Source organism: Cyanobium sp. ATX 6F1, from assembly GCF_024346315.1.
Classification (GTDB): Bacteria; Cyanobacteriota; Cyanobacteriia; order PCC-6307; family Cyanobiaceae; genus ATX-6F1.
Map to the genome: position 1 here is coordinate 1 of NZ_JAGQCS010000005.1, position 20567 is coordinate 20567.

24 protein-coding genes, 2 tRNA genes and 1 pseudogene are annotated in these 20567 nt (G+C 68.0%); 13 read left to right on the plus strand and 14 right to left on the minus strand.

What is annotated here, in order from left to right:
• Positions 1-470, plus strand: a pseudogene (locus KBZ13_RS08530) (photosystem II q(b) protein); the annotation flags it as partial.
• 136 nt (positions 471-606) lie between these two features.
• Positions 607-1695, plus strand: a complete 1089-nt coding sequence (gene aroC, locus KBZ13_RS08535) for a chorismate synthase (protein WP_255008237.1) — start codon at positions 607-609, stop codon at positions 1693-1695.
• Positions 1696-1911: 216 nt separating this feature from the next.
• On the opposite strand, the gene KBZ13_RS08540 is transcribed toward aroC, so the two are convergent.
• The 5 genes from KBZ13_RS08540 to KBZ13_RS08560 all read right to left on the minus strand — a co-directional run bounded on the left by KBZ13_RS08540 (position 1912) and on the right by KBZ13_RS08560 (position 7413).
• A complete protein-coding gene (locus tag KBZ13_RS08540) occupies positions 1912-2619 on the minus strand; it encodes a hypothetical protein (RefSeq protein ID WP_255008239.1) in 708 nt (235 codons plus the stop codon).
• A 76-nt stretch (positions 2620-2695) separates the two neighbouring features.
• A complete protein-coding gene (locus tag KBZ13_RS08545; protein ID WP_255008720.1) occupies positions 2696-3379 on the minus strand; it encodes a bifunctional 4-hydroxy-2-oxoglutarate aldolase/2-dehydro-3-deoxy-phosphogluconate aldolase in 684 nt (227 codons plus the stop codon).
• Positions 3366-5210, minus strand: a complete 1845-nt coding sequence (gene ftsH3, locus KBZ13_RS08550; protein ID WP_255008241.1) for an ATP-dependent zinc metalloprotease FtsH3 — start codon at positions 5208-5210, stop codon at positions 3366-3368. Before ftsH3 ends, KBZ13_RS08545 begins: the two co-directional genes overlap by 14 nt.
• Positions 5211-5263: 53 nt before the next feature.
• Positions 5264-6433, minus strand: coding sequence for a sulfate adenylyltransferase (sat, locus tag KBZ13_RS08555; RefSeq protein WP_255008242.1), 1170 nt, complete (start codon positions 6431-6433; stop codon positions 5264-5266).
• A gap of 167 nt (positions 6434-6600) precedes the next feature.
• Entirely contained in the window at positions 6601-7413 is an 813-nt protein-coding gene (locus KBZ13_RS08560; RefSeq protein WP_255008244.1) for a photosystem II manganese-stabilizing polypeptide, read from the minus strand.
• A gap of 144 nt (positions 7414-7557) precedes the next feature.
• On the opposite strand from KBZ13_RS08560, the gene KBZ13_RS08565 reads away from it, so the two are divergent.
• Positions 7558-7902: a hypothetical protein gene (locus KBZ13_RS08565; RefSeq protein ID WP_255008246.1), complete on the plus strand. Its 345-nt coding sequence runs from the start codon at positions 7558-7560 to the stop codon at positions 7900-7902.
• Positions 7903-7904: 2 nt separating this feature from the next.
• On the opposite strand, the gene coaBC is transcribed toward KBZ13_RS08565, so the two are convergent.
• On the minus strand, positions 7905-9170 hold the full coding sequence (gene coaBC, locus KBZ13_RS08570) for a bifunctional phosphopantothenoylcysteine decarboxylase/phosphopantothenate--cysteine ligase CoaBC (RefSeq protein WP_255008248.1): 1266 nt from the start codon (positions 9168-9170) through the stop codon (positions 7905-7907).
• Positions 9160-9387, minus strand: a complete 228-nt coding sequence (locus KBZ13_RS08575) for a DUF2555 domain-containing protein (RefSeq protein ID WP_255008249.1) — start codon at positions 9385-9387, stop codon at positions 9160-9162. The genes coaBC and KBZ13_RS08575 overlap by 11 nt, the downstream gene beginning before the upstream one ends.
• 43 nt (positions 9388-9430) lie before the next feature.
• On the opposite strand from KBZ13_RS08575, the gene KBZ13_RS08580 reads away from it, so the two are divergent.
• The 4 genes from KBZ13_RS08580 (at position 9431) to KBZ13_RS08595 (ending at position 10808) form a co-directional block, all read left to right on the plus strand.
• Positions 9431-9503: transfer RNA gene (locus tag KBZ13_RS08580), tRNA-Ala, on the plus strand.
• Between the two features lie 259 nt (positions 9504-9762).
• On the plus strand, positions 9763-9924 hold the full coding sequence (locus KBZ13_RS08585) for a PCP reductase family protein (RefSeq protein ID WP_255008251.1): 162 nt from the start codon (positions 9763-9765) through the stop codon (positions 9922-9924).
• Positions 9925-10013: 89 nt separating this feature from the next.
• A complete protein-coding gene (locus KBZ13_RS08590; RefSeq protein ID WP_255008253.1) occupies positions 10014-10214 on the plus strand; it encodes a hypothetical protein in 201 nt (66 codons plus the stop codon).
• A gap of 255 nt (positions 10215-10469) precedes the next feature.
• Positions 10470-10808, plus strand: a complete 339-nt coding sequence (locus KBZ13_RS08595) for a DUF565 domain-containing protein (RefSeq protein ID WP_255008255.1) — start codon at positions 10470-10472, stop codon at positions 10806-10808.
• 5 nt (positions 10809-10813) lie between these two features.
• Here KBZ13_RS08595 and KBZ13_RS08600 read toward each other — a convergent pair whose 3' ends face one another.
• The gene (locus KBZ13_RS08600; RefSeq protein ID WP_255008256.1) at positions 10814-11851 is read right to left on the minus strand and encodes an aspartate carbamoyltransferase catalytic subunit; all 1038 of its coding nucleotides are present in this window, start codon (positions 11849-11851) and stop codon (positions 10814-10816) included.
• Positions 11848-12489 carry a DNA-3-methyladenine glycosylase gene (locus tag KBZ13_RS08605; RefSeq protein ID WP_255008258.1) on the minus strand — a complete coding sequence of 214 codons (642 nt, stop codon included), beginning with the start codon at positions 12487-12489 and terminating at the stop codon, positions 11848-11850. Before KBZ13_RS08605 ends, KBZ13_RS08600 begins: the two co-directional genes overlap by 4 nt.
• A 33-nt stretch (positions 12490-12522) precedes the next feature.
• Here KBZ13_RS08605 and KBZ13_RS08610 point away from each other — a divergent pair, with 33 nt between their 5' ends.
• Together KBZ13_RS08610 and KBZ13_RS08615 are read left to right on the plus strand one after the other, a co-directional pair.
• Positions 12523-12918, plus strand: coding sequence for a DUF6165 family protein (locus KBZ13_RS08610; RefSeq protein ID WP_255008260.1), 396 nt, complete (start codon positions 12523-12525; stop codon positions 12916-12918).
• Positions 12919-12987: 69 nt separating this feature from the next.
• Positions 12988-13131 carry a hypothetical protein gene (locus tag KBZ13_RS08615; RefSeq protein ID WP_255008262.1) on the plus strand — a complete coding sequence of 48 codons (144 nt, stop codon included), beginning with the start codon at positions 12988-12990 and terminating at the stop codon, positions 13129-13131.
• Positions 13132-13166: 35 nt separating this feature from the next.
• Here KBZ13_RS08615 and KBZ13_RS08620 read toward each other — a convergent pair whose 3' ends face one another.
• Positions 13167-13466: a DUF6679 family protein gene (locus KBZ13_RS08620; RefSeq protein ID WP_255008264.1), complete on the minus strand. Its 300-nt coding sequence runs from the start codon at positions 13464-13466 to the stop codon at positions 13167-13169.
• Between the two features lie 111 nt (positions 13467-13577).
• On the opposite strand from KBZ13_RS08620, the gene KBZ13_RS08625 reads away from it, so the two are divergent.
• Entirely contained in the window at positions 13578-14375 is a 798-nt protein-coding gene (locus KBZ13_RS08625) for a creatininase family protein (RefSeq protein WP_255008266.1), read from the plus strand.
• Between the two features lie 45 nt (positions 14376-14420).
• Positions 14421-14714, plus strand: a complete 294-nt coding sequence (gene gatC / locus KBZ13_RS08630; protein WP_255008267.1) for an Asp-tRNA(Asn)/Glu-tRNA(Gln) amidotransferase subunit GatC — start codon at positions 14421-14423, stop codon at positions 14712-14714.
• Between the two features lie 33 nt (positions 14715-14747).
• Here the strand turns inward: gatC and crtR are convergent, their stop codons facing one another.
• Both crtR and KBZ13_RS08640 read right to left on the minus strand, forming a co-directional pair.
• A complete protein-coding gene (gene crtR, locus KBZ13_RS08635; RefSeq protein WP_255008269.1) occupies positions 14748-15773 on the minus strand; it encodes a beta-carotene hydroxylase in 1026 nt (341 codons plus the stop codon).
• A gap of 58 nt (positions 15774-15831) precedes the next feature.
• Positions 15832-15913 (minus strand) — tRNA-Leu (locus KBZ13_RS08640).
• A gap of 53 nt (positions 15914-15966) precedes the next feature.
• Here KBZ13_RS08640 and KBZ13_RS08645 point away from each other — a divergent pair.
• Positions 15967-16617 (plus strand): Ycf66 family protein, encoded by a 651-nt coding sequence (locus KBZ13_RS08645; RefSeq protein ID WP_255008271.1) that lies wholly within the window; start codon positions 15967-15969, stop codon positions 16615-16617.
• Between the two features lie 25 nt (positions 16618-16642).
• On the plus strand, positions 16643-19591 hold the full coding sequence (ileS, locus tag KBZ13_RS08650; RefSeq protein WP_255008273.1) for an isoleucine--tRNA ligase: 2949 nt from the start codon (positions 16643-16645) through the stop codon (positions 19589-19591).
• Positions 19592-19600: 9 nt separating this feature from the next.
• Here the strand turns inward: ileS and KBZ13_RS08655 are convergent, their stop codons facing one another.
• The gene (locus KBZ13_RS08655) at positions 19601-19900 is read right to left on the minus strand and encodes a hypothetical protein (RefSeq protein WP_255008275.1); all 300 of its coding nucleotides are present in this window, start codon (positions 19898-19900) and stop codon (positions 19601-19603) included.
• Positions 19900-20514 carry a DUF3177 family protein gene (locus KBZ13_RS08660; protein ID WP_255008277.1) on the minus strand — a complete coding sequence of 205 codons (615 nt, stop codon included), beginning with the start codon at positions 20512-20514 and terminating at the stop codon, positions 19900-19902. The genes KBZ13_RS08655 and KBZ13_RS08660 overlap by 1 nt, the downstream gene beginning before the upstream one ends.
• Positions 20515-20567 lie beyond the last annotated feature (53 nt).

Genomic DNA, 20567 nt, shown 5'->3' on the forward strand with positions numbered 1-20567 from the left:
GTGTGTTCGGCGGCAGCCTGTTCTCGGCCATGCACGGCTCGCTGGTGACCAGCTCGCTGGTGCGTGAGACGACCGAAAGCGAGTCCCAGAACTACGGCTACAAGTTCGGCCAGGAAGAGGAGACCTATAACATCGTGGCCGCCCACGGCTACTTCGGTCGCCTGATCTTCCAGTACGCCTCGTTCAACAACAGCCGCAGCCTGCACTTCTTCCTGGCTGCCTGGCCCGTGATCGGCATCTGGTTCACCGCCCTTGGCGTGAGCACGATGGCCTTCAACCTGAACGGTTTCAACTTCAACCAGTCGATCCTCGACGGCCAAGGCCGCGTGATCAACACCTGGGCTGATGTGGTGAACCGCGCTGGTCTGGGCATGGAAGTGATGCACGAGCGCAACGCTCACAACTTCCCGCTTGACCTGGCGGCCGCCACCGCCACCCCCGTGGCGCTGACCGCCCCGGCGATCGGTTGATTCGCAACGCGACCTCTATCGGTTGATGGCATGGCCCCCTCGAGAGAGGGGGCTTTTTCATGGGCCGCAGGGGAGCGGAACCGCCGCGCTCCCTGACAGCCCCGACTTTGTAGGCTCCAGCCAACGGGATTCAGCCATGGGCAGCAGCTTCGGGCAGCTCTTTCGCATCAGCACCTTCGGTGAATCCCACGGCGGCGGTGTCGGTGTGATCGTCGATGGCTGCCCGCCCCGGCTGGAACTCGATCTCGGCGCCATCCAGGCCGAACTCGATCGCCGCAAACCCGGCCAGAGCAAGATCACCACCCCCCGCAAGGAGGACGACCGCGTCGAGATCCTCAGCGGTGTGCTGGACGGGGTCACCCTGGGCACGCCGATCGCCCTGATGGTGCGCAACAAGGACCAGCGCCCTGGCGACTACAGGGAGATGCAGATCGCCTTCCGGCCCTCCCATGCCGATGCCACCTACCAGGCCAAGTACGGCATTCAGGCCAGCAGCGGCGGCGGCCGCGCCTCGGCCCGGGAAACGATTGGACGCGTCGCCGCCGGCGCCATCGCCCGCCAGCTCCTGGCCAAAGCCCATGGCACGGAGGTGATCGCCTGGGTGCAGCGCATCCACACCATCGAGGCGGCGATCGACGCCGCTGCCGTGAGCCGCGAGGCGGTGGAGGCCACGATTGTGCGCTGCCCTGATGCCGCCGTGGCCGATCAGATGATCGAGCGCATCGAGGCGATCGGCCGGGAAGGCGACTCCTGCGGCGGCGTGATCGAATGCGTGGTCCGGCGGCCCCCGGTGGGTCTGGGCATGCCGGTGTTCGACAAGCTCGAGGCCGACCTGGCCAAGGCGTTGATGTCGCTGCCGGCCACCAAGGGGTTTGAGATCGGCTCGGGTTTCGGCGGCACCCTGCTCAAGGGCAGTGAACACAACGATGCCTTCCTGCCCAGCGACGACGGCCGCCTGCACACCGCCAGCAACAACTCCGGCGGCATCCAGGGGGGCATCAGCAACGGCGAGGAGATCCGCCTGCGGGTGGGCTTCAAACCCACGGCCACGATTCGCAAGGCCCAGCAAACGATCAATGCCGCCGGTGAAGCGATGACGCTCGAAGCCAGGGGACGCCACGATCCCTGTGTTCTGCCTCGAGCGGTGCCGATGGTGGAGGCGATGGTGGCCCTGGTGTTGGCGGACCACCTGCTGAGGCAGCAGGGTCAGTGCAGTCTCTGGTGATCGCCGCCGGCCATTGCACCTGAACAGACGGGCCTGAAGGCCTTCACTCAGCAGGGGGCGCCGTGATCTTGGCGGCGGTGACGCCATTGGGGCTCGGGGCCGCACCGGTGCTGCCCAGTCGGGTGACCGCCTTGGCCATGCGCTGGGCCACCGAGGAACGGCTGGCCTTGCGCGGAGCGGTCTTGGCCGTGGACTTGGCGGCAGCCCCAGGCTTGCCTACGGTCTTGGCCGGGGGGTCTTGGCCGGAGAGGTCTTGGCCGGGGCGGTCTTGGCGGCAGCGGGCTTGGCTGTGGCTGTTTTGCGGGTTGTCGTCTTGCCGGCGGCGGGCTTGGTCATGGTTGCTTTGGAAGCGGTTGCCTTGGAAGCCGTTGCTTTGGTCGTGGTGACTTTGGTGGAGGTGGCTTTGCGGGCGGCAGGCTTCTTGAGCGCCGACGGCGCGGTGGCGGTCTTGGTGACCGCCGCTTTGGCGGCGCTGGTCCTGGTGGTCGTCAACTTCGCTTTCGCCGTCTTGGTGGCGGTTGGCTTCGCCCGGGTGGACTTGGCGGCGGAGGGCTTGGCCGCTGCTTTGCTGGCGGTCGGCTTGGTTTTGGCTTTGGCGAGAGGAGCCTTGCGAGCCGACGGCCTGGCGGCCCCACCGGAGCGGGTGCGGTGGCTGAGCACAATCGCCCACTCAGCGTCGGTGAGGTTGGCGGGCTTGCTGCCATGGGCATCGGCGACCTTCGCCGCCTTTTCGATGTCGGCGACCAGGTTGGTCCAGGAGGTGGCGAAGCGCTTGTCGGACTGTGACTTGGCACCGCTCTCGACGAGGGTTTCGATCACCCCGGCGGCAGAGACCTTCTTGCGACGCCGGTTGAAAATTTCCTTCTGAAGCTGGGCAATCAGGGCGTCGGCCTTATCGCTGAGCTTGATGGTGATCTGGGACATGTACGTGACGAGGCTGACGTATAACTAACACCTGGACTCAGAGTTGACAACTGATCGACAACCGCAGCGGTTGCGATCAGCGTGAAATCTTCTCCCCCCTGGGAGGCTTCTGGCCCTCCTCAAGCCCCCGCATCAGTTCGCCCAGGCGGGGATCGAGCAACGGCTCCTGGGCCGCGCCATCCAGGGGATCGGCAAAGAGACCCTGACCAAGGGCGACCGCATCCACCCCTTGCCGCAACCACTCCGGCACGTCGACGACCCTCAGGCCACCGGCAGCGATGCAGAACGGCAACGGCCCCATCGGCCCCAGGAGTGATCGCCAGTAGGTGGCTCCAACGCTGGCGGCGGGGAACAGCTTGACCAGGGCGCAGCCCAGGGTGATCGCCTGGTGCACCTCGGTGGGGGTCATCACCCCGGGCACCAGGAGGATGCCGAGATCCCCGGCCTGCTCGATCAGCGTCGGCTCGAGCACAGGAGCCATGGCATAGCCAAGGCCGGCTTCGGCGACGCTGGCCAGGGCCTCTGCTGAGCGCACGGAGGCCGCACCGAACAGCACCTGCGGAAAGCGCAACTGCAGTTCACGGCATTGCTCGGCCCAGGCCGGGTGGGCGCTGAAGGCGATCTCCACATGGCGCAGGCCCAGCCCATTGAGCTGGGCCACCCGGTCCACGAGCGCGAGGGGCTGTGGTGAGCGCAGTACCGCCAGCAGGGGCTGACTCCGCAGGGAGCTCAGCAGCGGTGCCGACTCAGACGTACTCAGCCACCTTCACGTCTCGGTTGATCAGCAGCTCCTGAAGCTCTTCTGCATCCACCGTTTCCTTCTCCACCAACAGATCAGCGAGTTCGTCAAGCACCGGCAGATTGTTCGAGAGCACCTCCCTGGCGCGCTTGTAGGCCTGGGCCACCAGCACGGACACCTCATCGTCGATCGCAGCGGCGGTGTCCTCGGAGAAGTCACGCTCGGCGGCGATGTCGCGGCCGAGGAACATACCCCCCTGGGTGCGGCCCAGGGCCACCGGGCCGAGGCGGTCACTCATGCCGAAGCGGGTGACCATCTGGCGGGCCACCCGGGCCACCTGCTGCAGGTCGTTGGAGGCACCGGTGGTGACCTCGTCCTCGCCGTAGATCAGCTCCTCGGCGACCCGGCCGCCGAGGGCCACGGCCATCTGGTTCTGCAGATAGGAGCGTGAGTAGAGGCCGGATTCCATCCGCTCCTCGCTGGGGGTGAAGAAGGTGAGGCCGCCGGCCTGACCACGGGGAATGATGCTGATCTTCTGAACCGGGTCGTAGTCAGGCATCAGGGCCCCCACCAGGGCATGGCCCGACTCGTGGTAGGCCACCAGCCGCTTGCGCTTCTCGCTCATCACCCGGTCCTTCTTCTCGGGACCCGCCATCACCCGCTCGATGGCGTCGTTGACCTCATCCATGGAGATCTCGGTGAGCTGGCGGCGGGCGGCCAGGATCGCCGCCTCATTGAGCAGGTTGGAGAGGTCAGCGCCGGTGAAGCCGGGGGTGCGGCGGGCGACCCGCTCGAGGTCGACATCCTTGGCCATGGTCTTGCCCCTGGCGTGAACGCCGAGAATCTGGAGGCGTCCGGCGAAATCGGGCCGGTCGACCACCACCTGACGGTCAAAGCGCCCGGGCCGCAGGAGAGCCGAATCGAGCACATCCGGGCGGTTCGTGGCCGCCACGATGATGATGCCGTTGTTGCCCTCGAAGCCATCCATCTCGGTGAGCAGCTGGTTGAGGGTCTGCTCCCGTTCGTCGTTGCCGCCACCCAGGCCCGCGCCCCGCTGACGACCGACGGCGTCAATCTCATCGATGAAGACGATGCAGGGGGCGTTCTTCTTGGCCTGCTCGAACAGATCGCGCACGCGGCTGGCACCCACACCCACGAACATCTCCACGAACTCAGACCCAGAGATGGAGAAGAAGGGAACCCCCGCCTCGCCGGCCACCGCCTTGGCCAGCAGAGTCTTACCGGTGCCGGGGGGGCCCACTAGCAGCACACCCTTGGGAATCTTGGCCCCGACGGCGGTGAAGCGGTCGGGGTTCTTGAGGAAATCGACCACCTCCGTGAGCTCAAGCTTGGCCCCCTCGATGCCGGCCACATCACCGAAGGTGACCTGGGTCTGAGGTTCCATCTGCACCCGTGCCTTGCTCTTGCCGAAGCTCATCGCCGGGTTGCCGCCGCCCCCCTGGGCCCGGCGCAGCAGGAAGAACAAGCCCCCCAGCAACAGCAACGGGAACAGCAGGCTGCCCACGGCCTGCTGCCAGGCCGCCGGCTCGCGGTTGGGTTGCACGGCGATGTCGACGTTGTGGTCGGTGAGCAGCTTGAGCAGGTCTTTGTCGGGGGCCAGGTTGACCACGGCCCGCTGGCCGCCGTTCTCCACCACCTGGGCGGTGCCCCGATCCGGAGAGATCAGCACCCGGGCGATCTGGTTGTCGGTGACCGCCTCGACGAAGTCGCTGTACCGCAGCACGCGCGGGGCGGTGGCTGGATCGGGCCGGTCCAGGAAGGCCGTGCCGATGGCGATCATCACGACCGCCAGCAGCACATACAGACCGGCATTGCGCCACCGCTTCTTCACGTTGCGATCTCCGCTCTAAAAAGGTAAAGGAATGTTAACCGGCGCTCAGGACCTCAGGCGGCCCGCAGCACCTCCACCACGCTACGGAAGGCGAACCATTCCGGAATCGCTTCACCGCTGCGCAGCAGCTTTCGGAACTGGGTCCCGCTCAGATTCTTCACATGCAACCCCCGGGCCTCGGCGTGCTCGGCGGTGACATAGCCCTCCTCCTCCGTGTACACCAGGTTCAAGGACGGCACCGTCTCCATGCCCAGTTCGGGGGCGTGGTCGCGGGCAAAATCCTGGGCCTGGTAGGGGCCGTAGAAATCCTGGCCGCTGATCGAGGATTTGCAGCCGGCCATGTCGCGGCCAATGATGAAGTGGCTGCAGCCGTAGTTCTTGCGGATGATCATGTGCTGGAGCGCCTCCCGCGGCCCGGCCATGTGCATCGAGTAGGGCAGGTAGGCCCAGCGGATGCGCGGATTGGCCACCTCTGCCGCCAGGCGCTCGTAGGTCTGAAAACGCACCTCACCGGCGATGTCATCCCCCTGGGTGGGGCCGCAGGTGGGGTGCACCAGCACCACCGCATCGGCGCTGACGTTGCTGGCGTGCAAGGCGCGGGTGAACAGCTCGTAGTGGGCGCGGTGGATCGGATTGCGGCACTGGAAGGCCACCACGTCTTCCCCCGGAGGCAGGGTGGCGCGCACCTCGGCGGGGGTGCGGCAGGGGAAGACGCGCTTGGGCAGCTCAAGCCCCTGGAGCGATCCGCCCAGGTAGTAGCGGCCGCGTTCGGCCATGATCATGCGCACCGCCGGGTGCTCGATCGAGGTGGTGCCGTAGCAGCCCAGCGCCTCGGCGGGCTTGTCAGGCTCCCAGCGGCTCTCGACGGTCATCACCGCCAGGTCCTGGCCCCGGTAGGTGAGCAACAAGCGATCGCCGACGCCGAGGCGGGCGTCGTTGGTGTCCATCACGATCGGCAGGCCGAACAGCAGGCCCGAGCTGGTGCGGTGCTGCTCGACCACCGATTCATAGTCTTCCTGGTGCATGAAGCCGCCCAGGGGCGAGAAGCCACCCACCAGCAGCAGTTCCACATCGCAGGCGTTGCGGTCGGAGCACTCGAGGGTGTGATCCACCCCCGCCCTGAGCTCCTCCCAACGGTCGTCCGGCAAGCGCAGGTCAACCAGCACACCGCCGTGGGGGGCGATCAAATCGTGGGAGCGGCCTGGGCTGGCGGTGGCGATCATCGAGTCGAGGGCGAACGGTTGGAGGCCATCAGGGGATTCTCCCAGAACGACCGCTGGCGAGGCGGTGGGACGTCTCTCACCCCTGCCCCATGGGGGCCCGTCCGACGCGGGCGCCCATGAAGAAGGGGGCCCAAGGGCCCCCTTTTGAGCACCTGTGGGAGGGCCGATCAGCCCTGCTCGAGGCGGCCATAGAGCTGGCCGGTGATCTTCACATCGACGGCCTTCTTGGTGCCCATGTCGGTGTCAGAGGGCTGAACCGCGGTGAACACGCCCGCAAACTCACCCGTGGCCGGGTCGACCTTGGTGATCGAGAACTCCATGGTGCCGGTGCCATCGACATAGCGCTTGATGCTCTCGCTTCTGAACTCATCCCCGGCGGGAACCAGGCCCTGGGCGTACTCGACACCGGTGGTCAAACCACGGCCCTTGGGATCAAGGAAGTTGCTCGTGCGGTAGCTGGGGGCACGGAAGGGCCCCGAGAAATCCGTGCTGGTGCTCAGGGCAGAGCCCTGGGCCTCAGCGACAAGCTCCTTACTCGAGAAGGTGAAGGTCACTTCTTCGCCGCCGGGGAGCAGCACGGTGATCGGCTGGAAGTCGATCCCACCGAGCTCCTTGAAGGAGAGCGTGTCGGCGTTGACGCTCAGGTCGCCATAGACCTGATCGAGGCTGGAGGTGAAGCGGGTGAGGATCCGGCCGGCCACGAACTTGGCTTCCTGGCGCTTGTTGGCCGGTTCGCCCTTGACGAACACCTCGGTGGGATGGAGGCAGATTTCCCGCAGCTGATAACGGCTGCCGGACGTGAGGGGGATGGAACCGCGAGCGGAATCGGGAAGGGTCGGGCAATCATTGGCCTTACCGGTGTTCACGATGTCGTCGTAGGTGACGTTGGCCCGTTCGACGGCCTTGGCACCCCCGCCACAGGCGGTGACCAGGGTGAGACAGAGCGCCAGCGCGAGGGCCAGCAAGGGACGGAAACGCATGGTGGGGGGGGAGCCGCACAGGCAGGAGAAAACCTCTAATCGGGGTGCGCCCGAGCGGGATCCTACAGGTCCAAAAACGTGATTCCGCGTAGCATGTCGCGGCTCTCAACAACCCGCCATGCGGGAGCTTGCCGCCCCCATTTCATGACCACCGCAGGCCACCCGCCGACCGCCCCCAACAGCCTCGACGACAGCCTCGAGTCCCAGCTGGGACCCCTGCTGGAAGCCATTGACAACCTGGCCCAGGAGCGCGCCTCCGACTCCTATGCCCTGCTGACCCTGCTGCGCCAGCTCGAAGGGCTGCACCGCTCCATCCAGGACGGACCCTTTCGTACCAGCCTGCCGGAACATCGCGAGCGCCTGTTCGATCTGCTGCAGAGCATGGAGCGCAGCGGCGGTTGGCCCTACATCCCGCGGCTGCAGTTGCGCACGTTCATGGATCTGCTCAACCGGGAGCCCGCAGACGAAGACAGCCCCCTGCCGGCCTGAGCTCAGGCCGGCAGCAGCGCCCCCAGGGCCGAGAGCAGCCGGTGGGCCACCGCCAGCTTGGTGGCCGGTTCGATCGCCTGCTCCCGCCCGCCTGGACCCAGCAGCCAGCCCTGGTTGAAGGCGGAGCCGAAGCCGGCACCGGGGCGATCGATCGGATTGGCGAAGAGCAGATCGCAGCCCTTGCGGAGGTATTTCTCCCGCGCCTGGGAGAGCAGATCACCGCTCTGGGCGGCAAATCCCAACAGCCGCTGACCAGCCGGGCGCCGGGCCACCAGTTCGATCAGCAGATCGGGCACCTCCTGCCAGCCCTGGGCCAGGGCCGCCGCCAGGGATCCCTTATCCATCTTTTCAGCCAGGGGCTGGGCGGGCCGGTGGTCCGCCACGGCGGCGGCCATGGCGATCGCATCGGCCCCCGGCTGCAGCTGGTGCAGGCGCTCCTGCAGCTGGGCCGCTGAGTCCACCCGATGGCAGACCAATCCATCGAGCCAGGCGGGCTCCACAGCCAGGGGGCCATGGACCAGATCCACCTCGGCCCCCCGCAGGCGAGCGGCCTGGGCCAGCAGCACCCCCATGCGCCCGGTGCTGGGGTTGGTGAGGCAGCGGGCGGGGTCCAGATGCTCCCGGGTGGGTCCGGCCGTCACCAGCAGGCGCCGGCCGCACCAGTCGCGGCGCCAGCCCCAGACCGCCAATGATTCCAGGGCCAGCAGCAGCGCCTCGGGTTCGGCCATACGGCCCTCTCCGCGGCGATCACAGGCCAGCAGGCCGGCCTGGGGCCCCAGGGGCAGCACCCGATCGAATCCCTGCAGCGCCTGCCAGTTGGCCCCCACCGCGGGGGCGCCCCACATGGCGGTATTCATCGCGGCGGCGGCCAGCACCGGGGCTTCGGCCGCCAGCAACACACTGGCCAGCAGGGTGTCTCCGAGGCCATGAACCCAGCGAGCGAGGCTGGTGGCACTCAGGGGCGCCAGCAGGATCAGCTCGGCCCACTCCGCCAGTTCGATGTGCAGCGGCCGCGGCGCCCGGTGGCTCCATTGATCCGCGTCCAGCAGCACCGGCTGGCGGCTGAGGCTGGCCAGGGCCACCGGGCTCACCAGCCGCTCGGCGCTGGGGGTGAGCACGCAGCGCACCACGGCCCCGCGCTGGGCCAGGGCACTGACCACCAAGGGCAGTTTCACCGCCGCGATGCTGCCGGTGATCGCCACCAGGATGCGCCGACCGGCGAGGGGGTCGGCCGGTGGCGGGATGGGGCCTTCGGCCTCACTCCTCATCGAAGGGTTCCTGGTCCACCAGGTGGACGTAGGGCCGGGCCAGCTCCGGGCGATGGATCGCCAGCGCCCGCATCAGGTGCCAGTCCTGGAGCGCTCCGAACGGGGTGGGGTAGTCGTCCTCATCAAGACGTTGAGCCAACTCAGCTGTGGCCGCTTCGTCGAACGCCTCCAGGAGCTCAGGGGTGATCTGGACCGAGGAGTCGGCAGTGGGGTCCACCAAGGCGGGAGGGCGTGAGTTTTCAGTGATAAGTTTCGCCCAGGGGGAATTAGCTCAGCTGGTAGAGCGCTGCAATCGCACTGCAGAGGTCAGGGGTTCGAGTCCCCTATTCTCCATCTGAGCGACCGCACAACCCAGTGGCCGAGGGACGTATCGCCGTCTTGAGGCGCTCCCCAATCCTGGCCTTCGGATCGGCCATAGGTGCCGATTCGGGTGCAGGTGGGAGACCTCGCCGTCCCAGGCGGCTCCGCGATCGGGAAGCATGCCCTTGCGGAGGAGCGGTGAGCACCGAAACCGGCGAAGGTCGGCCCCCCTGGGTTTTCCAGCGGCCAGCTGAGATCCTTTGATCCACCCCATGCGACCAGCTCAAAGCCCATGCCGTGGACCCCCGAAGCGGAAATCAAGCTCAAGGAGATCCCCTTCTTCGTCCGTCCGGCGGTTCGCCGGCGCATCGAGGCCCTCGCCGGCGACGCCGGCCTGGAGCTGATTTACGTCAGCTTTTACGAATCAGCCAAGCGTCAGTTCGGCCAGAAGTGAAGGTCCCTGCCGAAGGCGTTGGGGCGACAGCAAAACGGCCCGGGACGGCGATGGGGTAAAAGAGAGGTCGATCGAGGCTCCGTTTCTCCATGTCGCAGTCCAAGCGCGAACAGGTGGTCAGCCATCTGCGCTACATCCGTCAGGAGCTGCGCGAGATGCACCAGGGCGTGATGGACGACGGGCTGCTGCCGGAGGCCGGTGAGGTGCGGGGTGTGATGGCCCAGATGGAAGCGCTGCTGGAACTGCTCGAGGGCAAGGGCTCCCGCAAGAACAAGGATGCCGACGGCTGAAAGCGTCCGTCCAGCCCTTGACAAATCCGGCCGCATCTGACGGCTTGCCTGAGCGAGACCCCCAGGCTTTTCTGCAGCTGTCCCCATCATTCCGGCCCGGGCTTCGCCCGGGCTGTTTTATTGGAATCCCCTATCTGTGGTGGAGGAAGGCCACCAGTACGCCAGAAATGGTGTAGACAAGGGCCGGCAGGGCACCGGGCCGGGTGATGGGGATCATCCTGGGGGCTGTCCTGCCCCCTCTTCCCACCCAGGGTCGTGGTTCGAGCGCAGCAGACCCGATTGCACCTGAGCCTGGCCCGATCGGGCCAACGGCTGCAGCGCTGGGCTCAGAACCCCTGGCGGCGTGCCTCTCTGCTGCTGATCGTGCTGCTGAGCGCCTTCGCCTGCGGCAATGCCGTTGCCACGATCACCGGAGCCCTGGCCCTGCTCGATCCCGTGGCGGCCCTGGTGTCTGTGGTCCTGGTGGAGTCTGCCATCCGCCTGCGTCGGCCCCTGCTGCAGGCGGGAGGAGATCCCCTCACTCTGCAACTGCTTGACATGGCCCGGATCGGCCTGCTTTACGGGCTGCTACTGGAGGGCTTCAAGCTGCTCTGAGCCCGTCAGCGCGGTTCCCTGCTGCTCTCCTGATCGGCGGCGGCAAGCAGATAGAGCAGGGCCATGCGGACCGGGATGCCATTGCGCACCTGCTCCTCCACCAGGCTGCGCTCGGGGTCTTCCAGCAGGGCGCCACTGAGTTCCACGCCCCGGTTCACAGGCCCAGGGTGCAGCACCGGCACCGACGGACGCAGGCGTGCCAGGCGGGCATGGTCGAGCCCAAACTGGCGGTGGTACGTGTCCAGGCTGGTGAGCAGGTGCTGGTGCATGCGCTCCTTCTGCAGGCGGAGGGTCATCACCGCATCAGCTCCCTCCAAGGCCCTCTCCAGCTCACGCTCGATCCGCACCCGACCGCGGCCGCTCACCGGATCCTCGGCCTGACCGGGCGGCGGCGCCTCGACGAAGGCGGCGAAGGACTCCGGCAGCAGGGTGGCCGGACCACAGAGCACCACTTCGGCGCCGCAGGCCGTCAGCGCCCAGAGGTTGGAGCGGGCGACGCGGGAATGGAGCACGTCCCCCACGATCACGATCCGGCGACCCGAGAGGGCCTCAAGGGTGGGCTCGTCAGGGGCGAAGTGACGCGCCAGGGTGAACAGATCCAGCAACCCCTGGCTGGGGTGGCTGTGGAGTCCGTCGCCGCCGTTGAGCACCGCCACCCGCTCGCCGCTGGCCTCCAGGGCCCGGGCCAGGCTGGCGGGCACATGGGCGCAGCGATGGCGGACCACGAGCACATCGGCCCCCATCGCCACATAGGTGCGGGCGGTGTCCAGCAGGCTCTCCCCCTTGCTGAGGGAGCTGGAGGCGGGAGCGAAACTCTGCACATCGGCGGAGAGGCGCCGGGCCGCCAGCTCGAAGCTGCTGCGGGTGCGGGTGCTGGCTTCGAAAAACAGGGACACCACCAGACGCCCCTGCAGGGCCGGCAGCCGGCGGGAGCCGCTGCTCGGCAGGTTGCGGAAGCGCTGGGCCAGCTCCAGCACGGTGGCGAAATCGTCTCGGCTGAACGCCGCCAGATCGAGCACATGGCGGTGGCTCCAGCGGCTCATGGGTTCATGGCCCCCTGAACACTCCAGGCCTGGGAGGGGGCTGGGGGACGATCCCCCGGAGCGCGGCGACTGACACTCCGGCTCGCCCGCAGGTACCAGCGCCAGGGCAACTCCTGGCCCCGGGAGACCCCGATCCGCGTGGTCTGCACCAGATCCAGGGGCTGCGGCAACCCTGCGGTGCGGGGGGCCAGCCAGAGGCCACTGGCCAGCGTGGCCGGCAGCCCGTCATGGGAGCGATCGAAGCCGAACCAGCGCGCCAGCAGACCGGGGCCTGCGGCGCGGCGCTCACCCCCCTCCGGCAGGGCAATGGCCCGCAGCAGAACGCCGCTGGCCCAGTCGCTGTGGGCGGTCACCACGTTCACGCAGTGATGGATCCCGTAACTCACGTAAACGTAGAAGCGGGCGGGCGCTCCGAACAGCGTCTCATTGCCTGGTGAGCGGCGACGGTGGCCGTGGCAGCCCGGTTCGCTCTGGTCATAGGCCTCGGTTTCCACCACCACACCCCAGCAATGGTCACCAGTGGCGAGCCGGCGCACCAGCAGGCAGCCCACCAGCTCGGGCGCCACCTGCTCGGCGGCACGCTCGAAGAAGGCCAGCGGCAGCGCCTGTTCAGCAGCGGCGGGGATGGAACGACTCACGGGGCCATGATGCTTGCGCCCGGAGCCATCGGCATGGGAGCTCCTGATCCCGCCCTGATCACGATTCCCGTCTCCATCGGCGAACTGATCGACAAGATCACGATCCTGGAGATCAAGGCCGAGCGTCTCGGTGGGGCGGGGAAAACCAATGTGGAGCGGGAACTGGCGCTGCTGAACGCCACCCTGGCCGCCAGTGGCCTGGCGATCGATCCGGCCTTGCTTGGGGCGCTCAAGGCGGTGAACCTGGAGCTCTGGAGGATCGAAGACGAGATCCGTGAGCAGGAACGCCGGCAGGATTTCGGTGACGCCTTCATCGCCCTGGCCCGTGCCGTGTATGTCACCAACGACCGGCGGGCGGCACTGAAGCGGCAGCTCAACGAGCGCCATGGTTCAGCCCTGATCGAGGAGAAGTCGTACCGCCCCTACTGAGGCCGACCCCAGGGGGGCCGCCGCAGCCCCTGGTGGGGGCCAGAATGGGGTGACCTCGCTACAGGTTCTGTGTCTCTCGCCCTCTCCGGCTTCAATCTCGGCACGGTGCTGCTGGCCGGCAGCGGCCTGTTCGTGCTGGCCACGGTCTACTTCGGCACCAGGGGCGGCTACTACGACACCGACGACTACGACGGCAACGGCACGGCCCACTGATCGGAGCCTGCTGATCGGCGCCCGATTACCTGCGCTCAGCCCTGGCTGCGCAGCTGCTCTGATTCCGGGCAGTCTTCGGCCGTCTCCAGATCCTCGGCCAGGGCCGTGCGGCTGAAGAAGGCCAGCCGGGTGCTCACGGCACCGATCGAATCAAGCCGCACGCTTTCCTCCCAGCTGTGCAGCTCGTCGTCCTCCTCGGCGTCGTAGCGCAGGGTGACCAGGTCCCCTTCGAGCTCGACGACGAGGGCCTTTTCAATCCAGCGCTGCTGGTCCCGCAGGAACACCCACACCGGGCGCTTCTCGCAGCAGAAGCGATGGAGCTTGCGGTGAAGCATGGGGCCTCCGGCGCCTGCACGGCTCCGTCCGGATCCAGTCCGGTCGGATCTGATCCTAGGGATGATGGACTGATTCGCGCCCGATTCAGCCGCGCGCTCCCCACACCTGCCGTGCCCGAACCCTCTCTGCCCTCCAGCACCGAAACGATCCGCCTCCAACTGCGCAGCTGGCCCGAGGTGGAGTCCTACCTGGAGCGCCACAAGGGGGTGATCGTGCCCCTGGGCTCCACCGAGCAGCACGGCCCCACCGGCGCCATCGGCACCGATGCCCTCACCGCCGAGGCGGTGGCCCTGGAGGTGGGCCGCCGCACCGGCGTGCTGGTGACCCCCACCCAGGCCTTCGGCATGGCCGAACACCACCTGGGCTTCGCCGGCACGATCAGCCTCCAACCCTCCACCCTGCTGGCCCTGCTCCACGATGTGGTGCTGTCCCTGGCGCGGCACGGCTTCGAGCGCATCTATGTGATCAACGGCCACGGCGGCAACATCGCCACCGCCCGGGCGGCCTTTGCCCAGGCCCATGCCAGCGCCGCCAGTCGCGGCCTGTCCAACGCGGATCGGCTGCGCTGCAAGCTGGCCAACTGGTTCATGGCCGGCCCGGTGATGCACACGGCACGGGAGCTTTACGGCGAGCGCGAGGGACACCACGCCACCCCCAGCGAAATCGCCCTCACCTTGCACCTGGAGCCCAGCCTGGAGGCCAAGCAACGCCCCCTGCCGGAGCCGGCACCGGCCGGGCCGATCCACGGACCGGAGGATTTCCGGCGTCGCCACCCCGATGGGCGCATGGGCTCCGATCCCTATCTGGCCTCAGCGGCCGCTGGGGCGCGCTTTCTCGATGAGGCCGCCACCGCGCTGACGGCCGATCTGGAGGCCTTTCTGAGCGATGACCCCGCCGCCGCCGATTAGGTTCGCCAGCAGCTGCCGGCCCCCTGGCGCGGGCCCTGAGGTTCCATGAGCAAGATCACCGCCGACGACGTACGCAAGGTGGCCCAACTGGCCCGCCTCGACATCCCTGAGGAGAAGATCGCCACCTACACCACTCAGCTGGAGCGGATCCTCGACTACGTGGCTCTGCTGGAGCAGGTGGACACCACCGGTGTGCCCCCCACCACCCGGGCCGTGGAGGTGGTCAACACCACCCGCGAGGATCTGGTTGTGCCAACTCCGGTGCGTGAGGAGCTGCTGGAGCAGGCGCCCCAGCGGGAAGGGGACTTCTTTCGGGTACCGAAGATCCTGGCCGACTGAGGCCCCGGGGGGGGGAGCACGTTCCAGGCCCGTTCAGCGCAGGGGCGAGACGGCCGTGCGATGCAGCAGCTCCAGCACGTGGCGACGGGAGCGGAAGGTCGGCATCAGCGCGGCCAGCGGGCGCAGCTTGCTGCGCCGCCGCCGGTGACTGCGGATGCCCAGCAGGATGTCGTAGAGCACGTTGAGGCTGTCGGTGCGGCTCTCGAAGATCCCCAGCCGCTGGGGCGAGCCTTTCGCATCCAGCAGGGGCTTGGTGGCCCGGTAGGCCGCCTGGTATTCGAACCAGGGGATCGAGGGCCAGAGGTGGTGCACCAGGTGGTAGTTCTGACCCAGGATCAGGATGTTCATCAACCGGCCGGGATACACCCGGGCGTTGTGCCAGCGGCTGCGCGACTGGAAGGGCCGGTGGGGCAGGTAGTCGAAGAACAGCCCCAGGGTCACCCCGAGCATCAGGGCGGGGGCGAACCAGCAATTGAAGACGAAATCGATGAAGCCGTATTTGATCGAGGCCAGCACGATCGTCAGGAACAGACCCCGCGCAATCCCCCACTCGAGCAGCTCGTTGTGACGCCAGAGGCGCCGCCGGAAGAAGAAAACCTCGTGATAGAAAAAGCGCGGAGCGATCAGCCACAGCGGACCGAAGGTGGAGACGATGTGATCCGGGTCGTGCTTCGGATCGTTCACGTGGGCGTGGTGCTGCAGATGCACCCGGGTGAACACCGGAAAGCTGAACCCCAGCAGAAAGGCCGAGCCGTGACCCATCAGCGCGTTGCCGAAACGGCTGGGATGGGCGGCGTTGTGGCAGGCGTCATGGACCACCGTGCCCTCCAGGTGCAAGGCCAGAAATCCAGTGGCCAGCAAGGCCGGCAGGGGCCAGCCGCCCACGAACCAGCCCCAGATCGTCAGACCCGCCAGGGCATAGCCCCCCAGGAACAGCCCCACGGTGGGATTCCAGGTCGACGGCGCATCCAGAAACTCCCTCGGCACCGAGCGCTGCGCGTGGGGCGAGTGCTCAAGGGCCAAGGGCTGATCAGGCGAGGGGTGCAGAGCTTGCGTCATTGCCCGGGGCCGCACCTGCCAACCAATCGACGCACCACCATAAGGAGAAACTGATCCATGCCCACCGGGGGACTTGAACCCCCACGACCAAAGCCACTGGTACCTAAAACCAGCGCGTCTACCAATTCCGCCAGGTGGGCAGGGCCCGACTGTAGGGACCGGCTCAGAATGGTTGCGACCCGCCTGCTTTCCCATGCTTGCCACCATCGGTGGGACCCTGGCGCTGCTGTTGGGGGTCCTGGCCCTTCTGCTGCCGCTGCTCACCGCCGAGCTGAGCCGACCCCGTGATGCCTTCTGGGGCGCCGTGGTGCTGCTGCTGGGGCTGGTGCTGGTGACCAGCGCCGACCGGCTCACGGGCGCGCCGATGCTGGCGGTGCTCTGCGGCGGATTGCTGATCGGCCGACTGGGCACGGAGGTGGTGCAGCTGCGCTGGCGCCAACTCAGCCCCGAGGAGCAACAGCGGCTGGCCTCGAGCGAGCGCTGGCGGACGGCCGTCTCGGAACTTGCCACCACCGTGGCCCGGCTGCTGAGCCAGGGGGCCCAGGCGGCCTCCGGCCTGCGCCAGGCCCTCGCGCCCCAGCCGAAAAGCACCACCAAGCGCTGGGTGCGGCCGGAGCCGGGCGGGGCTCAAGCGCCCCCGGTCGCGGAGCACACCGAAAGCGGTGCAGGGGCCGCGGAGGTTGAGGAGGCTGCCCCCACGGCCGCCGCCATCGAGCAGAACCAGCAAACCAGCCATGAGCCCGGCACCGTCGAGGTGAGTTCCTTTGCCGCCATCGATGCCCTGATCGAGGCCCACAACGGTGGGGAGGCGGGACGCGGGGCTTGCCCACCCCAGGGTCGATAATCCCCAGTTGATGCCCTCCGGCGCCGTGACCGCCAGCCCGGTCTCCTACAAGGACACGCTGAACCTGCTGCAGACGCCGTTCGGGATGCGGGCCAACGCCAAGGTGCGCGAGCCGGAACTGCAGGCCCTGTGGGCGGAGTGGGGCCTGTACGAACAGCTGAGCCGCGAGAACCCCGGCGAGACCTTCACGCTCCACGACGGCCCCCCCTACGCCAACGGGGCCCTGCACGTGGGCCACGCCCTCAACAAGATCCTCAAGGACATCATCAACAAGCACGCCCTGCTGCAAGGCAAGCGGGCCCGGTTCGTGCCCGGCTGGGACTGCCACGGGCTGCCGATCGAACTCAAGGTGCTCCAGAGCCTGAACAGCGACGAGCGCCAGGCGCTCACCCCCACCTCCCTGCGCGAAAAGGCCCAGGCCTACGCCCGTGAGCAGGTGGCGATCCAGAGGACGGGCTTCGTGCGCTGGGGCATCTGGGCCGACTGGGAGCGCCCCTACCTGACCCTGGAGCCGGCCTATGAAGCCGCCCAGATCGAGGTGTTCGGGCGCATGGTGCTGGCCGGTCACATCTACCGCGGCCTCAAACCCGTGCACTGGAGCCCCAGTTCCCGCACCGCCCTGGCCGAGGCCGAGCTGGAGTATCCCGACGGCCACACCTCCCCCAGCGTCTACGTGGCCTTTCCGGTGACGTCGGTGCCGGCGGCACTGGGCTCAAAGCTGGCGGCTGCCGGCGTCGCCACCGAGGCCGGTGCCCTCGCCGTCGCCATCTGGACCACCACCCCCTGGACCCTGCCTGCCAACCTGGCGGTGTCGGTGAACGGCGCCCTCGACTACGCCGTCTGCCGGGTGGTGGGCGATGCCGCAGGCGCTGGATCAGCCCGCCAGCTGATCGTGGCCGCTGAGTTGGTGCAGAGCCTTCGCGGCGTGCTGGGCCTTGAACTGGAGCCGATCGTTTCCCTCAAGGGCGCCGAGCTCGAGGGGATCCACTACCGCCATCCGCTGCTGGAACGTCACAGCCCGGTGGTGCTCGGAGGCGACTACATCACCACCGAAACCGGCACGGGGCTGGTGCACACCGCCCCCGGCCACGGCGTCGACGACTTCAACACCGGCAAGAAGTACGGCCTGGCGGTGCTCTGCCCGGTGGACGAGGCCGGCACCCTCACCGAAGAGGCCGGCCCCTTCGCGGGGCTCAACGTGCTCAAAGACGCCAACGGCACGATCATCGAGGCCCTCGAGGCCGCCGGCGCCCTGCTCAAGCAGGAGCGCTACGCCCACCGCTACCCCTACGACTGGCGCACGAAGAAACCGACCATCTTCCGGGCCACCGAACAGTGGTTCGCCTCGGTGGAGGGCTTCCGTGCCCAGGCCCTCGCCGCGATCGAGCAGGTGGAGTGGCTGCCGGCCAGCGGCCGCAACCGCATCGAGGCAATGGTGCGCGACCGGGGCGACTGGTGCATCTCGCGTCAGCGCACCTGGGGGGTGCCGATCCCGGTCTTCTATCACCGCAGCACCGGGGAGGTGCTGCTCGATCAGGCCAGCCTCGCCCACGTGCAACAACTGATTGCCGAGCACGGCTCCGATGTCTGGTGGGAGCGGGGCGAGGCCGAGCTGCTGCCGCCGGATCGGGCCGCCGAAGCGGAGCAGTGGCGCAAGGGCACCGACACCATGGATGTGTGGTTCGACTCCGGCTCCTCCTGGGCGGGTGTGCTCGGGGGCCTCCACGACGGCCGTGGCCTGGGCGAGGGCCTCAACTACCCCGCCGACCTCTACCTGGAGGGCTCCGACCAGCACCGGGGCTGGTTCCAATCCAGCCTGCTCACCTCGGTGGCCGTCAACGGCTGTGCCCCCTACCGGCGCGTGCTCACCCACGGCTTCACCCTCGATGAGAAGGGGCGCAAGATGAGCAAATCCCTGGGCAACGTCGTCGATCCGGCGGTGCTCGTCGAGGGGGGTAAGAACGAGAAGCAGGAGCCTGCCTATGGCGCTGATGTGCTGCGGCTGTGGGTGAGTTCGGTGGACTACTCCGCCGACGTGCCCCTGGGGCCGGGAATCGTCAAGCAGCTGGCGGATGTCTACCGCAAGGTGCGCAACACGGCTCGCTATCTGCTCGGCAACCTGCACGACTTCGACCCGCGACCGGTCAGCGAAGGCGGTGATGCCGTGGCGATCGAGGACCTACCCCTGCTGGACCGCTGGATGCTGCAACGCACCGCCCAGCTGATCGATGAGGTGGGCGGTCACTTCGAGAGCTTCGAGTTTTACCGCTTTTTCCAGGCGCTGCAGAACTTCTGCGTCGTCGACCTCTCCAACTTCTACCTCGACATCGCCAAGGACCGCCTTTACGTCAGCGGGGCGGCGGCGTTCAGGCGCCGCAGTTGCCAGACGGTGCTGGCCCTGGTGGTCGAACGGCTGGCGGGACTGATCGCACCGGTGCTCTGCCACATGGCCGAGGACATCTGGCAGAACCTGCCCTACCCGGTGGCGGAGCGTTCCGTGTTCGATCGAGGCTGGCCCCTGGTGCCCGACGGTTGGCGGAGCAGCGATGATCAGGGCGGCGCGGCGGTGACACCGCTGCGGGAGCTGCGCGCCCAGGTGAACCGCCAACTGGAAGACGCCCGCGCCCAGGGGGCAATCGGCTCCTCGCTGGAAGCACGGGTGCAGCTGGAGCCCGCTGCCGGCGCAGCGGGAGAGCCCTGGCGGGTGGCCCTGGCGGTGCTGGAGGCCAGTGCCCACCCGGAGGTGGACAACCTGGTCGACTGGCTGCTGGTGTCGAAGCTGCAGGTGGGCGGTGAGCCCCTGGCCGACCCCCTGGCCGAAGCCACCGAAGCGGGCCTCAGCGTGCGCATCGCCCGCGCGGTAGGCCACAAATGCGAGCGCTGCTGGCACATCGAACCCGACGTGGGCCAGCACACCGCCCATCCCCTGCTCTGCGGCCGCTGCGTCGGGGTGCTGGCCGGCGGGGCGGACTGACGTGCGGCCCTAGCGCCAGGCCGCCGGATCGAGAAACGTCTCCGCTGCGACGGGACCCGCCAGAATTCGCTCCGCCCCAGGCCGCAGGGGGCCTTCCAGCAGCTCGGCCGCGGTGATCTCTGCGGCCCCCGGCAGGGCCGGCTGGTCAGGATCGAAGGCCGTGGGATGGGTGACGCTGCTGGAGAAGCCCCGGAAGATCAGCAGCTCGAAGGCTTCGCTCGCCCCGTCGTCCGCCGCGGGCAGGGTGCCCCGCAGGCGCAGCACCCGATGGGGATGCTCGCGGCTGATCGCCTCCAGGGCCCCAAGCATCAGAACTCCCCGGCCACGCGCCCCTGCTTGGGCAGCCGCACCAGCAGCCACTGCAGCAGGCCCACCAGGTAGGCCACCAGGCCCATGTAACCCACGAAGACCGCGAAGGACGGGGTCCAATCGGCCCCGAAGACGAAATCGAACAGCCGCGCCAGGCCCACATTGAGCCCCTTGGGCGCCTCCAGCCACACCTGGCAGGCGGGCCGCGACACCGAACCCCAGGCGCAGCCCAGGGCGGTGGAGCTGAAACCCGCTCCGATCAGGGCGAACAGGGTGAGCCCCCAGCGCCAGGCCCGAACGGTGAACGGCAACGGGCGCCAGGGGGGCAGATCAGCCAGTTCCTCGTTGATGTCGACCCAGAACCAGAGCGAGGCGATGATCAGCAGCTGGGCCACCACCCCGAGCAGATAGCCCAGGGGCTTGCCGTCGGTCATCAGCAGCACCGTGACCACCAGCAGGCTGGCCACCTTCCAGTAGATGGTCAGCAGGCGCAGCATCGCCCCCTCCCGGCGCACGGCGGCCCAGATCAGCAGCACCAACGGCAGGCCGAGGGTGAACACCACCGCCAGGCGGTAGTCGAGCCACACCAGGGAGCGGTAGAGCAGATCCGGCACAGAGCTGGTTCAACAAGGCGTCATTATCTGCTGTGCCCTGCAGCAGTAGGGTC

Coding starts and splice junctions, on each gene's coding strand:
- KBZ13_RS08590 (WP_255008253.1), top strand. CDS start 10,014: ATGTCGCAGTCCAAGCGCGAACAGGTGGTCAGCCATCTGCGCTACATC.
- KBZ13_RS08600 (WP_255008256.1), bottom strand. CDS start 11,851: ATGAGCCGCTGGAGCCACCGCCATGTGCTCGATCTGGCGGCGTTCAGC.
- coaBC (WP_255008248.1), bottom strand. CDS start 9,170: ATGAGGAGTGAGGCCGAAGGCCCCATCCCGCCACCGGCCGACCCCCTC.
- KBZ13_RS08655 (WP_255008275.1), bottom strand. CDS start 19,900: ATGCTTGGGGCCCTGGAGGCGATCAGCCGCGAGCATCCCCATCGGGTG.
- sat (WP_255008242.1), bottom strand. CDS start 6,433: ATGATCGCCACCGCCAGCCCAGGCCGCTCCCACGATTTGATCGCCCCC.
- KBZ13_RS08645 (WP_255008271.1), top strand. CDS start 15,967: ATGCTTGCCACCATCGGTGGGACCCTGGCGCTGCTGTTGGGGGTCCTG.
- KBZ13_RS08610 (WP_255008260.1), top strand. CDS start 12,523: ATGGGAGCTCCTGATCCCGCCCTGATCACGATTCCCGTCTCCATCGGC.
- KBZ13_RS08540 (WP_255008239.1), bottom strand. CDS start 2,619: ATGTCCCAGATCACCATCAAGCTCAGCGATAAGGCCGACGCCCTGATT.
- KBZ13_RS08585 (WP_255008251.1), top strand. CDS start 9,763: ATGCCGTGGACCCCCGAAGCGGAAATCAAGCTCAAGGAGATCCCCTTC.
- KBZ13_RS08560 (WP_255008244.1), bottom strand. CDS start 7,413: ATGCGTTTCCGTCCCTTGCTGGCCCTCGCGCTGGCGCTCTGTCTCACC.
- aroC (WP_255008237.1), top strand. CDS start 607: ATGGGCAGCAGCTTCGGGCAGCTCTTTCGCATCAGCACCTTCGGTGAA.
- KBZ13_RS08565 (WP_255008246.1), top strand. CDS start 7,558: ATGACCACCGCAGGCCACCCGCCGACCGCCCCCAACAGCCTCGACGAC.
- KBZ13_RS08620 (WP_255008264.1), bottom strand. CDS start 13,466: ATGCTTCACCGCAAGCTCCATCGCTTCTGCTGCGAGAAGCGCCCGGTG.
- gatC (WP_255008267.1), top strand. CDS start 14,421: ATGAGCAAGATCACCGCCGACGACGTACGCAAGGTGGCCCAACTGGCC.
- crtR (WP_255008269.1), bottom strand. CDS start 15,773: ATGACGCAAGCTCTGCACCCCTCGCCTGATCAGCCCTTGGCCCTTGAG.